This window comes from Brevundimonas nasdae, from assembly GCF_019395145.1.
Lineage (GTDB): Bacteria > Pseudomonadota > Alphaproteobacteria > Caulobacterales > Caulobacteraceae > Brevundimonas > Brevundimonas nasdae.
In genome coordinates, this window is the sequence record NZ_CP080034.1 from 981,203 (window position 1) to 993,754 (window position 12,552).

Consider the following 12,552-nt stretch of genomic DNA (forward strand, 5'->3'; position numbering starts at 1 on the left):
GATGAGTGACGACGGCAAGATCGACTACGCCGAGGTTATGCGGCGGCTGCCGCATCGCTATCCTTTCCTGCTGGTGGACAAGGCTGAGGACTTCACGCCCGCGACCTCCATCGTCGGCATCAAGAACGTCACGCATAACGAGCCGTTCTTCCCCGGCCATTTCCCGATCGATCCGGTGATGCCGGGCGTCCTGATCGTCGAAGCCATGGCCCAGACCGGCGCGCTTCTGATGTCCAAGACTCTGGACGTGGCGGTGGCCGACAAGGTCATCATGTTCATGTCCATTGACGGCGTTCGCTTCCGCAAGCCTGCGCGTCCGGGTGACCAACTGCGCATGGAGGTCAAGGTGATCCGCGCGCGTGGCGACGCCTACAAATTCCGTGGCGAAACCTTCATCGACGGCAAGCTGGCCGCAGAAGCCGAATTCATGGCCATGGTCGTGACCGTGCCGGAGCCCGCCGCCTGATGGCCATTCACCCGACCGCCATCATCGACGCCTCCGCCCGTCTTGCCGACGGCGTCGTTGTCGGGCCGTGGAGCACGGTCGGGCCGAATGTCGTCCTGTCGGCAGGCGTGCGGCTGGTCAGCCATGTCGTGGTCCAACAGGATACGACCGTCGGCGAAGGCACGATCATCCATCCGTTCGCCGTCATTGGCGGCGATCCCCAGCATAATGGCTACAGGGGCGAGCCGGTGCGGCTTGAGATCGGCGCCAACAACCAGATCCGCGAGCACTGCACTTTCAATCGGGGCACGCCGCAAGGAACCGGGGTGACGGTGATCGGCTCGAACAATCTGTTCATGACCGGCGCCCACGTCGGCCATGACTGCGTGGTCGGCGATAATGTCGTCATGGCCAACAACGCCACGCTGGGCGGTCATGCGCACATTGGCGACAAGGTTTTCCTGGGCGGTCTGTGCGCCGTGCACCAGAACGGCCGCGTGGGGCAGGGGGCCATCATTGGCGGTCTTGCCGCCGTAACGCGCGACGTCATCCCCTACGGCTCGGCCTGGGGCAATCATGCGCGCCTGCGAGGGCTGAACCTGATCGGGCTGAAGCGCAAAGGCTATGGCAAGGATCAGGTTCGCCGACTGCTGGCCGCCTACCGCGACCTGTTCGAAGGTCAGGGCGAGTTCGCCGGGCGCATCGAGGGCGTGGCCGAAAGCTATGCCGACCTGCCCGAGATCATGGAGATCATCGCCTTCATCCGTGACGGCGGGCGACGTCCGTTGTGCTTGCCGAACGCGGAATGAACGTCAGCGGAAAGCTGGGCCTGATTGCCGGCGGCGGCGACCTGCCCGCAGCGGTGGCGGCACGGTGTGATGCGGAAGGCCGCGCGGTGTTCGTGGTGCGGTTGGCGGGATTCGCTGACCCGCACCTGATACGTTGGCCCGGCGATGAGTTCGGCATGGCGCAGATCGGGGCCATTCTGAAGTCGTTGAAATCGGAAGGCTGCACATCCGTCTGTCTGGCGGGCATCGTCAATCGCCCTGACTTCAAGACGTTGAAGCCCGATCTTAAGGGCGCGTCTCTGTTGCCCGGCATCATTGCGGCGGCGACGAAAGGCGACGACGCCCTGTTGCGCAAAATCCTGTCGGTGTTCGAGGCCGAAGGCTTCGCCGTCGAGGGGGCTGACGACATTCTGGGAGGCGAGACCCTGCCGTCGGGAGCCTTGGGGCGCATCAGTCCGACAGCCGAGCAACTATTGGACCTGAAAAAGGCGCTTCATATCGCTGAAAAATCAGGTGAACTGGATATTGGGCAAGGCGCGGTTGTCGTTGACGGCCTGGTGCTGGCCGTTGAAGCCCAAGAGGGCACCGACGCCATGCTGGGGCGCGCGGCCGGACTGCCTGCCGATCTGCGCGGCAGTTCTGCCGACCGGAAGGGGGCGCTGGGCAAGGCGCCCAAGCCGATCCAGGATCTGCGCGTGGACATGCCGGTCATAGGCCCCCGGACGGTCGAACTTGCTGCAGCGGCGGGCCTTGCAGGCATCGGCGGTCTGTCTGGTCATTTGATCCTGATTGACCGCGCCGCCATCATCGAGACGGCGGATCGGCTCGGGCTGTTCGTTTGGGGGGAAGTTCGATGAGCCGTCCTCTGAAAGTGATGCTGGTCGCAGCTGAAGCCTCCGGCGACGCACTTGGGGCGGGTCTGGCGAAGGCGTTGAAGTCGCGTCTGGGACCGGACGTCGCCTTCGTCGGCGTGGGCGGGCCCAAGATGGCGGAACAGGGCGTCGCCAGCCCGTTCGACATCGCCGAACTGTCCATCCTTGGCTGGATCGAGGGTTTGCGCGCCTATGGCAAGGTCAAGGCGCGCGTGGCGGAGACCGCGGCGCTGGCTGCGCGTGAAAAGCCCGACGCCGTGGTGCTGATCGACAGCTGGGGTTTCACCATCCGCGTGGCCAAGGCGATCCGGGCGGCGCAGCCGAACGTGCCTTTGATCAAATACGTCGGACCTCAGGTCTGGGCGTCACGACCGGGGCGGGCCAAGACGCTGGCGGGGGCGGTGGACCACCTGCTGGCCCTCTATGGCTTCGACGCCCCCTGGTTTGAGCGAGAGGGTCTGCCGACAACGGTTGTCGGGTCGTCCGCGCTTCATGTCGATATGAGCCACGCCGATGGCCCGGCGTTTCGGGCACCGCGCGGCATTGGGCCAGAGGCTTCGCTGCTGCTGGTCCTGCCCGGCAGTCGTCCCAGCGAAATCAACCGCATGACGCCTGTATTCGAAGCGACCATCGCAAGGCTGAAGAGCGCCGATCCCGGTCTGGAAGTGGCCGTGGTCGCAGCCGGAACCGTGGCCCAGGACGTCGCGGCCCGCGTCGCCGCCTGGCCCTTCCGGGTCCATCTGGTCGATGAGGCCGAGAAATACGACGCCATGCGCGCCGCCAATGCGGCCTTGGCCACCAGCGGAACGGTTTCGACTGAACTGGCCCTTGCTGGCGCGCCGATGGTGATCGCCTATCGGATCGACGGCCTCAGCTATCTTCTGATGAAGCGGTTGGTGACGGCCAAGCACATCACCCTGTTCAACATCGCCGCCGACCGACGGATCGCGCCGGAGTTCATTCAGGACGAGGCGACGCCTGATGCACTGGCCAAGGCGGTGGGCAGGCTGTTGACTGATCCGTTCGCGGCTTCGGAGCAGGCGGCGCAGCAGACGGCGGCGCTGGACCTGATGGGGCGGGGCGGTCCGGATCCCTCTGATCTGGCGGCAGACGCTGTCCTGCGGGTGATCGCCGCCAAGGCGCAGGTGGCGCGGGGCTGACGATGGCGCGGCTGCTCAGTCCCCGTCATGCTTCGGAGGTCCGTGCGGCCCTGCAGATGGCGGTCGGCGCGACAGTCTCCCTCTATCTGGCGACGTTTCTGCAGTTGCCGCATCCGTACTGGAGCGTGATCTCAACCATCGTCGTCATCCAGGCCAGCATCGGCGGCGGCGTGCTGACTGTCGCGCGTGACAGGGCGCTGGGCACTGTAACCGGCGCCTTTGTCGGCGCGGCAGTGGCCTTTGTCCGGCCGGCAGGCATGGAGGGGCTGGCCGGCGCCATAGCCGTATCAACGGCCGCTCTGGCCTTTCTGGGCGCAGGACGACCCTGGCTGAAAATCGCGCCTGTGACTGCGGCAATCGTGATCGCAGGCGGCAGCGGCGTCGACGGCCCGGCCTCGCTGGCCCTGGATCGCGTCATGGAGATTCTGGTCGGCAGCGGTGTCGGCGTGGTGTCCATTCTGGCGCTGTTTCCCAGACATGCGCGGCAACATTTCCGTCTTCAGGCGCGCGACGCAGCAGGAGAGGCGGCTGCGCTTCTAGCGCTGGTGCTCAAAGCAGATGATCTTGATCGGGTCGAAATCCGCAAGCGTCACGCCGATCTGAAGCGGCGCTTGGACAAGCTGGATACGGCGGCCAAGAATGTGATCGACCTGCCTGGACCACAACGCGAGACGGCCGACCGCGCGGCTCTGGCGCGGGCATTCTGGCGGGTTCGAAGCGACATCGTGATCCTCGGGCGCGGCTTCCAGGCCGACGGAGCGTCTGGTCGTCTCGGCCCCTGGTCCAAGGATGCAAATCGAGCGGTCGAGCGGCTGCAGGCCTTATCGGTCGGCAAAGCGGCCGATCCCATGGGCCCGCTGGATGCGACCCTGGCCCTGTCGGTCGCGGTGGAGGGCGATGACATGGTTCTGGGCGCTGCGGCCATCGGACTGGCGCACATGCACCGCGATCTGGATGACCTGGCAGAGCGGTTCAAGGATTTGCGGCTGGTCTGACCCGCGCTGCATGATGAGCATAGAAAAACGCCGGGGCGACTGCCCCGGCGTTTTGCATTTCTGACCCTGATGGGTCGATCAGCCGCGCTGATCGATGGCCACGTAGTCGCGCTCGGTCGGGCCGGTGTACAGCTGACGCGGGCGGCCGATCTTCTGCGACGGATCCGCCATCATTTCCTGCCACTGAGCGATCCAGCCCACGGTGCGGGCCAGGGCGAACAGGACGGTGAACATGGTGGTCGGGAAGCCCATCGCCGACAGGGTGATGCCCGAGTAGAAGTCGACATTCGGGAACAGCTTGCGCGAGGTGAAGTATTCGTCCGACAGGGCGACCTTCTCCAGCTCCTTGGCGACCAGGAACAGCGGATCGTTTTCACGGCCCGTGGCGGCCAGCACTTCATAGGCCGACTGCTGCATGACCTTGGCGCGCGGGTCGTAGTTCTTATAGACGCGGTGACCGAAGCCCATCAGCTTGAACTTGCGATCCTTAACGCCCTGGATGAACTCAGGAATCTTATCGGGCGTGCCGATTTCCTTGAGCATGTTCAGCGCTTCTTCGTTGGCGCCGCCGTGCGACGGGCCCCACAGGCAGGCGATGCCGGCGGCGATACAGGCGAACGGGTTGGCGCCCGACGAACCGGCCAGACGAACGGTCGAGGTCGAGGCGTTCTGCTCGTGGTCGGCGTGCAGGGTGAAGATGCGGTCCATGGCGCGAACCAGGGCCGGATCGACGTGATAGTCCTCGGCCGGCACGGCGAAGCACATGCGCAGGAAGTTTTCGGCGTACGACAGGTCGTTGCGCGGCGAGATGAAGGGCTGGCCGACGTGGTACTTGTAGGCGCGGGCCGCAATTGTCGGCATCTTGGCGATCAGGCGGATGGCCGAGATGTCGCGCTGCACCGGATCATGGATGTCCAGGCTGTCGTGATAGAAGGCTGACAGGGCGCCGACGGTGCCGACCATGATCGACATCGGGTGAGCGTCGCGGCGGAAGCCCTCGAAGAAGCGGTCGAACTGGGCGTGCAGCATCGTGTGGGTGGTGATGCTGTTTTCGAACTTTTCGAACTCTGCGGCGGTCGGCAGTTCGCCGTGCAGCAGCAGGTGGCAGACTTCCAGGAAGTTCGATTTCGACGCCAGTTGGTCGATCGGATAGCCGCGGTGCAGCAGCACGCCTGCGTCGCCGTCGATGTAGGTCAGCGCCGATTCGCACGCCGCCGTCGAGGTGAAGCCGGGATCGAAGGTGAAGGCGCCCGTACCCGCATAAAGCTTGCGGATGTCGATGACGTCCGGGCCGGTGGAGCCCGAAAGGACCGGAAGCTCGATGGTCTTGTCCTCGAAGGACAGGGTCGCCGAGCCGGCGGTTTTGGCTTGTTCAGTCATGAATGCCCCTTTGCATCATACGTCCAGGCGCGGGGAGGCGTCGGGCGCTTTGGTTTGTGGGTGTCACTTAGTCTGTTGCAGCGCATCATCCAAGCGCCCGAGACTTTCGTCGCGGCCAAGAGCGGATAAAGTTCTTGCGATATCAGGCGAAGTTGCCCCTGCGGTAAGAGCCGCGCGCATGGGCGGCCCGATCTTTCCGAAGCCGACATTTTCGGATTCGGCGAAGCTTTTGAGTTCGGCTTCCAGTGCGAAAACGTCCCACGACTGGAACAGCGCCAGACGGTCGCGCAGGCGGCCCAGACGCTCCAGCGTCTCGCCCGCCAACAGGCCGCGCGCCTTGTCGTCCAGCGCCAGAGGACGGGCCTTGAGAACAAATTCCGTCTGCTCGGCCAGTTCCAGCGTCGTTTTGGCGCGGTCCTTCACGAATGGCATCGCGCGTTGCAGCCTGGCCTCGTCGTCATCGGCGATTTCACGCCCGCGCTGAAGGTGGGCGTCCAGGGTCAGCTTGGCCAGTCGTTCGTCATCAGCCAGACGCAGCCAGTGGGCGTTGACATGGGCCAGCTTGTCGAAGTCCAGACGGGCGGGCGCCTTGCCGATGCCGTCGAAACCGAACCATTCGACAGCCTGGGCGTCGCTGAACAGCTCGTCGTCGCCGTGCGCCCAGCCCAGGCGCGCCAGATAGTTGCGCATGGCCTCAGGCAGGTAGCCCATCTCGGCGTATTCGTGCACCGCCTGGGCGCCGTGACGCTTGGACAGCTTGGCGCCGTCCGGGCCGTGAATCAGCGGGATGTGGGCGAAGCTTGGACGGGTCCAGCCCAGCGCATCATAGATCAGGCTCTGACGGGCGGCGTTGTTCAGGTGGTCATCGCCGCGAATGACGTGGGTCACGCCCATGTCGTGGTCATCGACGACAACAGCCAGATTATAGGTCGGCGCACCATCGGAGCGCAGCAGAACCAGATCGTCGAGGTCGTTCGTCGACCAGCTGACTGCGCCCTGGACTTCGTCATTCACGGTGACCGTCGCGGCCTGCGGCCTGCGGAAACGCACGACGTGGGGCAGGGCCAGACCGTCGACGGTCGGTTCGCGGTCGCGCCAGGGCGATTCGAAGGTCCGTTTCTCGGCCTTGGCTTCGTCACGCAGTCGTCCGGTTTCTTCAGCGGAGGTGAAGTCCCGATAGGCGTGGCCGGTTTCCAGCAAGGCGTTGACCACCTCGCGATGCCGATCAGCGCGGCTGAACTGGAACACCGGTTCTTCGTTGGCGAACAGCTCCAGCCAGCTCAGCCCGTCGAAGATCGCCTTCACCGCTTCGTCGGTGGACCGTTCACGGTCCGTATCCTCGATACGGATCAGGAAACGTCCAGCGTGTCTCTTGGCGTACAACCAGTTGAATAATGCTGTTCTCGCACCGCCAATATGGAGATAGCCTGTCGGCGAGGGGGCGAAGCGGGTGACAACTGTCGAGGAAGGTGAGGTCATTGGGGGAGGGTCCGTAAGCGACGCCCTTATACGCCCCGATGCAGCAAAGCCTACCCCCGCCGCACGATTGCGCGTTTGGTTGCGCTACCAAATCGAGGCTCAGGCCCTCCGCTGGCGGCTATGGGGCCCGGTCGCCTTTGGGTGCGGCAGCGGGATCTATTTTTCGCTCCGAACCGAACCGGCGCTTTGGATCTTGATCCTGTTCAGCGGGGCAGCGGTGGGGACCTGGTTTGCAGCCCGGCGACGCGGATGGTCGCGTCGGATCACCTGGCCCCTGATGATTCTGGCCTGCCTGTGCGGCGGCGTCACGGCGGCCAAGCTGCGCACGGACATGGTCACAGCGCCCATTGCGCCTGCCTTGAGCCGACCGACCTCCATCGAGGCCTGGGTGGTCGATGTCGACAGTCCGGGGCAGCGCGGCGCCCGAGTCGTGATCGCCCCCGTCTGGATACGCGGCGTGGCGCCGCAGGACACGCCTGTGCGTCTTCGCGCCACGGTGCGCGGCGAACCGCCACGGCCGGGAGAGGCGATCCGCCTGTTCGCCATCCTCAACCCGCCGCCGGCGCCCGCCAGTCCCGGCGCCTATGATTTTGGACGAAACGCCTTCTTTCAGGGCATGGGCGGGGTGGCGTTCGGCCTTGGCGAGACGCGACGCATCGACCTGGCGCCTCCGTCCTGGCGGCTGCGGCTGGAGATGGCGGTGAATGGCGCGCGCTATGGCCTGTCCGAAAGGATCGTCGCGCGTCTGGGGCAACGAACGGGCGGGATCGCCGCCGCCATGACCACCAGCCATGAAACCTGGATCAGCCAGGACGACATCAACATCATGCGGGATTCGGGGCTCGCGCACATCCTGTCGGTCTCCGGACTGCACATGGCCATTGTGGGCGGTTTCGTCTTCTTTGCGGTGCGGCTGCTGGTGGCGGCCGTACCCTGGCTGGCGCTGCGGACGCCGGGCAAGAAGATCGCCGCCGTCGCCGGTTTGATCGCGGTCGGCGCCTATCTGGTCGTGTCGGGCGCGCCGGCGCCGGCCGAGCGCGCCGCCGTCACCGCCTCTATCGCCTTTCTGGCCATCCTACTGAACCGACAGGCGGTGACGATGCATGGGTTGGCGGTCGCCGCCTTTATCGTGTTGCTGGTGCAGCCGGAAGCGGTCGTCACGCCCGGCTTTCAGATGTCGTTTGCGGCGACGGCGGCCCTGGTCGCTCTGGTCGAGGCCTGGCCCAAAAGGACGCGGGAGATATCCGTGCCTTGGCCCATCGCGGCGGTTCAGCGGTTCGGCGGTTGGCTGTTCGCGGCGGTCGCGGCCAGCCTGGTGGCGGGGATGGCGACGGGACCATTCGCCATGCAGCATTTCAACCGCACGGCTGTGTACGGGTTGCTGGCTAATCTGGGCACGTCGCCTGTCGCCGATTTCATCCTGATGCCTGCGCTTGCGCTGGGGGCAGCGCTGGAACCGCTCGGCCTGGGCGGTCCGTTTCTGGCGGTGGCCGGATGGGGCGTCGACATCATGCTGGCGATTGGAAGCTGGACGGCCGGACTGCCCGGCGCGGTGCAGACGATCCCCAGTGCGCCGGATTATGTCCTGCCCATCGCCTTTCTGGGCATTCTCTTCGTCTGCCTGTGGCGCGGGCGGGTCAGGTGGCTGGGACTGCCGCTCGCGGCGGCGGTGATGATCTGGCCGCGTGCGCCGGTCCCCGATCTGTGGATCGGGGATGGAGGAACCAATGCCGCCTTTCACCGCGGCGTTGAGGCTGTCGTCGTCAGACCTGGCGTGCGGGAATTCGCCGCCGACCTGTGGTCACGTCGGCGGGGGCTGGAGATGGTCGGGCGGGATATCGAGGGATGGTCCTGCGATCGTTTCTCCTGCCGCCCGCACACCCCGGATGCCGGACCCGTCGCCCTGTGGTGGGGCAAGCGCGCACCCAACGTCGAACAACTGGATGGTCTTTGTCAGTCAGCCGAGGTGATCAGCATCCGGGCTGCGGTGCCAGATCTGCCTTCGTCCTGTCAGGGAAGGTTGATCCTGGACGGTGTCGACTTTGCGCGCGGCGGCGCTGTTGAGCTGTGGCGTACGAAAAATGAAAACGGCCCGCGCTGGCGGGCCGTCTGGACGTCGGATGTGAGAGGTGAACGGCCTTGGTCGCGTCAACCTGATCCCGATGTCAGTGATAACGCCGCATGAGGCCGACCAGCTTGCCCTGAACCTCGACCTGATCCGGGCCGAAGATGCGGGTCTCATAGTTGCGGTTGGCCGGCTCCAGCGCGATGGAGGCGCCCTTGCGGCGCAGGCGTTTCAGCGTGGCTTCCTCGCCCTCGACCAGGGCCACGACGATCTCGCCGTTGTTGGCGGTGTCGCCGCGACGGATCACGACCAGATCGCCATTCAGGATGCCCGCTTCGATCATCGAATCGCCCTCGATCTCCAGCAGATAGTGATCACCTTTGCCCAGCATGGATTCCGGCACCGGCAGGCGTTCCTGTTCGTGCTGGATGGCCGCAATGGGCGTGCCGGCGGCGATCTTGCCCAGCAGCGGCAGTTCGCGGGTGTCGTTGGCGACGGCGGCAACGACGGGGCGAGGCGTATTGGCGCCGCCCTCGATGACGTCGGGCTTGAACCCCGCACGTCCACGCGGCGCGCCGGCGGTGGCCTGTTCAGGCAGTTTGGTCACCTCCAGCGCGCGGGCGCGGTGTGCCAGGCGGCGAATGAACCCACGTTCCTCCAGCGCCGTGATCAGTCGGTGAATGCCCGATTTGGACGCCAGATCCAGCGCCTCCTTCATCTCGTCGAACGAAGGAGAGACGCCCGTCTCCTGAATCCGTTCGTGGATGAACATCAGCAGTTCGTGCTGCTTACGCGTGAGCATCGCCAGGCCCTCATGCGCCCCTTCCTCGAATCGGAACGGGCCGTGAACATTGGCGATGTTCTGTAAGTGTTCCGTCCTAATGTCAACTTAACGGCGCCGTTAGCGCTGCGTGACAAACAGCGATCAGGCGGCCAGCAGTTGCCGTGTCGCCGTCTCGACATCCGCCTGCCGCATCAGGCTTTCCCCGACCAGGATGGCCTGGGCGTGGGCGGCGGAGACGCGGGCCACGTCGTCCGGCGTGAAAATGCCGCTCTCGGCGACCAGCAGGGCGCGGACGGGGCTGAGCATGGACAGGCGCTCCGTCGTCTCCAGATCGACCTCAAAGGTCCGCAGCGAGCGGTTGTTGACCCCGACCAGATCCCCGCCCAGCGCGCAGGCGCGGGCCATTTCGGCCTCATCGTGGGTCTCGATCAGGGCGTCCATGCCGAAACGCTCCGCCTCTGACAGCAACTCCGCCGCAAGGGTGTCGTCAATCATCGCTAGAATGATCAGAATACAGTCCGCGCCCAGCGCCCGGCTTTCCGCCACCTGCCATGGATCGACCAGGAAGTCCTTGCGCAGGCAGGGCAGGGACGTAGCGTCGCGCGCCAGCCCGAGATAGGCGTCGTCGCCCTGGAAACTGGGACCGTCGGTCAGCACTGACAGACAGGCGGCGCCGCCCGCTTCGTAGGCGCGGGCCAATACGGGCGGATCGAAGTCAGGGCGAATCAGGCCCTTGGACGGGCTGGCTTTTTTGATTTCAGCGATCAGGGCGGGACGTCCCGTCTCCTCACCCACACGCTCCAACGCCGCCCGAAAGCCGCGAGGCGCAGAAGCGGTCGCCGCCAGGGCCTCAATCGCGGTCTGCGATGTCGCAGTCTTACGCGCAGCGACATCCTCGCGCTTATAGGCGGCGATGCGGTCCAGAACGTCGGTCATGCGGCTTCTTCGGTGTCCAGCGGCGTGGAGGTGATCTGGGCCAGTCGCTGCAGAGCTTCGGCGGCGCGGCCTTCGTCAATGGAGGCCGCGGCTATGACGGCGCCCTCGGCCAGGGTTTCGGCGCGATCGGATACGACCAGGGCGGCGGCGGCGTTCAGCAGGACGATGTCGCGATAGGCGCCGGTTGCGCCCGCCAGCAGGGCGCGCAGAGCAGCGGCGTTTTCTTCGCTGTCCCCGCCACGGATGGCCTCAATCGAAACGCGGGGCAGGCCTGCGTCTTCGGGCGTGACCTGGAAGCGGCGGACGACGCCGTCCTTCCATTCCGCGACCTCGGTGGAGCCGGAAGTCGCCAGCTCGTCCAGACCTTGGCCATGAACGGTCCAGGCGCGCGTGGCGCCCAGTCGACCCAACACCTCGGCCAGCGGCTCCAGGAGGCGCGGGTCATAGACGCCCATGACCTGGCGCTTTGCAGACGCTGGGTTCGAAAGCGGGCCGAGCAGATTGAAAACGGTGCGAAAACCAATCTCGGCGCGCACAGGTCCGACATGGCGCGTCGCACCGTGGTAGGCGGGGGCGAACAGGAAGCAGATGCCTGCCTCATCCAGCGCCTTACGCTGGCGGGCCTGTGGCGCCATCAGGTTGACGCCCAGAACTGAAAGCACGTCCGATGAGCCGGACTTTGATGAAATCGCCCGGTTTCCGTGTTTGGCGACCTTCAAGCCCGCACCCGCCAGCACCAGGGCCGCTGCGGTCGAGATGTTGAAGGTGTGCTGGCCGTCGCCGCCTGTGCCGCAGGTGTCGATGACCTCATAGGGGTGATCGAGCGTCAGGGCCGCTTCACGCATCGCCAGGGCGAAGGCGGCGATTTCATCCACCGTCTCACCGCGCATCCGCAGGGCTGTGAGAGCGGCGGCGACCTGAGCGGGGGTCGGTTCGCCACGCAGACAGGCGGCGAAGAAGTCGTGCGCTTGTTCTGACGTCAACGGCTGCCCATCGACCAGCTGCGCCAGCAGCGGCTTGAAACCGTCCGCCATGATCAGGCGGCCGCGAGGCGCTTGACGCCGGCGATCTCAAGGAAGTTGGCCAGCATGTCGTGGCCGTGTTCGGTGGCGATGGATTCCGGATGGAATTGGACGCCGTGGATCGGGCGGGTGCGGTGCTGCAGGCCCATGATCTCTCCATCCGCCGTCCAGGCCGTGACTTCCAGGTCGTCCGGCAGGGTCTCGCGCTTGACGGCCAACGAGTGATAGCGCGTCGCCGTGAACGGCGAAGGCAGACCCGCAAAGACGCTTTTCCCCTCGTGCAGGATCGGCGAGGTCTTGCCGTGCATCAGGGTCTTGGCGCGGATCACGTCTCCGCCGAACGCCTGACCGATGGCCTGATGGCCCAGGCAGACGCCCAGAATAGGCATGGATGCAGGCGCCGTCTGGATCAGCGACAGGCAGATGCCGGCCTGATCAGGTGCGCAGGGGCCGGGCGACAGCAGCACGGCGGCGGGGTTCAGCGCCCACGCCTCATCCACCGTCAGGTCGTCATTGCGCACCACATGCGTCGGCGCGCCCAACTCCGCGAGGTAGTGGACGAGATTGTAGGTGAAGCTGTCGTAGTTATCGACGACGAGGATCATGACTTGGCTTCTAGGCGTGAC

12 protein-coding genes are annotated in these 12,552 nt (G+C 65.5%); 6 read left to right on the forward strand and 6 right to left on the reverse strand.

Going from position 1 to position 12,552, the window contains the following annotated elements; all coding sequences use genetic code 11:
• Position 1 precedes the first annotated feature (1 nt).
• The 5 genes from fabZ to KWG56_RS04810 are packed head-to-tail and all read left to right on the forward strand — an operon-like array spanning position 2 to position 4,260.
• Positions 2-466, forward strand: a complete 465-nt coding sequence (gene fabZ / locus KWG56_RS04790) for a 3-hydroxyacyl-ACP dehydratase FabZ (RefSeq protein WP_201097577.1) — start codon at positions 2-4, stop codon at positions 464-466.
• A complete protein-coding gene (lpxA, locus tag KWG56_RS04795) occupies positions 466-1,254 on the forward strand; it encodes an acyl-ACP--UDP-N-acetylglucosamine O-acyltransferase (RefSeq protein WP_219353918.1) in 789 nt (262 codons plus the stop codon). The genes fabZ and lpxA overlap by 1 nt, the downstream gene beginning before the upstream one ends.
• Positions 1,251-2,090, forward strand: a complete 840-nt coding sequence (gene lpxI, locus KWG56_RS04800) for a UDP-2,3-diacylglucosamine diphosphatase (RefSeq protein WP_219353919.1) — start codon at positions 1,251-1,253, stop codon at positions 2,088-2,090. The genes lpxA and lpxI overlap by 4 nt, the downstream gene beginning before the upstream one ends.
• Positions 2,087-3,265 carry a lipid-A-disaccharide synthase gene (gene lpxB, locus KWG56_RS04805; protein ID WP_219353920.1) on the forward strand — a complete coding sequence of 393 codons (1,179 nt, stop codon included), beginning with the start codon at positions 2,087-2,089 and terminating at the stop codon, positions 3,263-3,265. Before lpxI ends, lpxB begins: the two co-directional genes overlap by 4 nt.
• A 2-nt stretch (positions 3,266-3,267) precedes the next feature.
• The gene (locus tag KWG56_RS04810) at positions 3,268-4,260 is read left to right on the forward strand and encodes an FUSC family protein (protein WP_219353921.1); all 993 of its coding nucleotides are present in this window, start codon (positions 3,268-3,270) and stop codon (positions 4,258-4,260) included.
• A 78-nt stretch (positions 4,261-4,338) separates the two neighbouring features.
• Here the strand turns inward: KWG56_RS04810 and gltA are convergent, their stop codons facing one another.
• Together gltA and gltX are read right to left on the reverse strand one after the other, a co-directional pair.
• The gene (gltA, locus tag KWG56_RS04815) at positions 4,339-5,640 is read right to left on the reverse strand and encodes a citrate synthase (protein ID WP_201097567.1); all 1,302 of its coding nucleotides are present in this window, start codon (positions 5,638-5,640) and stop codon (positions 4,339-4,341) included.
• A gap of 63 nt (positions 5,641-5,703) precedes the next feature.
• Positions 5,704-7,119, reverse strand: a complete 1,416-nt coding sequence (gene gltX / locus KWG56_RS04820) for a glutamate--tRNA ligase (protein ID WP_219353922.1) — start codon at positions 7,117-7,119, stop codon at positions 5,704-5,706.
• A 193-nt stretch (positions 7,120-7,312) separates the two neighbouring features.
• Here gltX and KWG56_RS04825 point away from each other — a divergent pair, with 193 nt between their 5' ends.
• Complete coding sequence (locus tag KWG56_RS04825) at positions 7,313-9,304, forward strand: ComEC/Rec2 family competence protein (protein ID WP_244999642.1); 1,992 nt, start codon at positions 7,313-7,315, stop codon at positions 9,302-9,304.
• On the opposite strand, the gene lexA is transcribed toward KWG56_RS04825, so the two are convergent.
• From lexA to KWG56_RS04845, 4 genes are all read right to left on the reverse strand, one after another.
• Entirely contained in the window at positions 9,285-9,986 is a 702-nt protein-coding gene (lexA, locus tag KWG56_RS04830) for a transcriptional repressor LexA (RefSeq protein WP_201097560.1), read from the reverse strand. The genes KWG56_RS04825 and lexA overlap by 20 nt on opposite strands.
• A 123-nt stretch (positions 9,987-10,109) precedes the next feature.
• Positions 10,110-10,904 (reverse strand): indole-3-glycerol phosphate synthase TrpC, encoded by a 795-nt coding sequence (trpC, locus tag KWG56_RS04835; protein ID WP_219353924.1) that lies wholly within the window; start codon positions 10,902-10,904, stop codon positions 10,110-10,112.
• On the reverse strand, positions 10,901-11,938 hold the full coding sequence (trpD, locus tag KWG56_RS04840; RefSeq protein WP_219353925.1) for an anthranilate phosphoribosyltransferase: 1,038 nt from the start codon (positions 11,936-11,938) through the stop codon (positions 10,901-10,903). Before trpD ends, trpC begins: the two co-directional genes overlap by 4 nt.
• 2 nt (positions 11,939-11,940) lie before the next feature.
• A complete protein-coding gene (locus KWG56_RS04845; protein WP_201097554.1) occupies positions 11,941-12,531 on the reverse strand; it encodes an anthranilate synthase component II in 591 nt (196 codons plus the stop codon).
• Between the last annotated feature and the right edge of the window lie 21 nt (positions 12,532-12,552).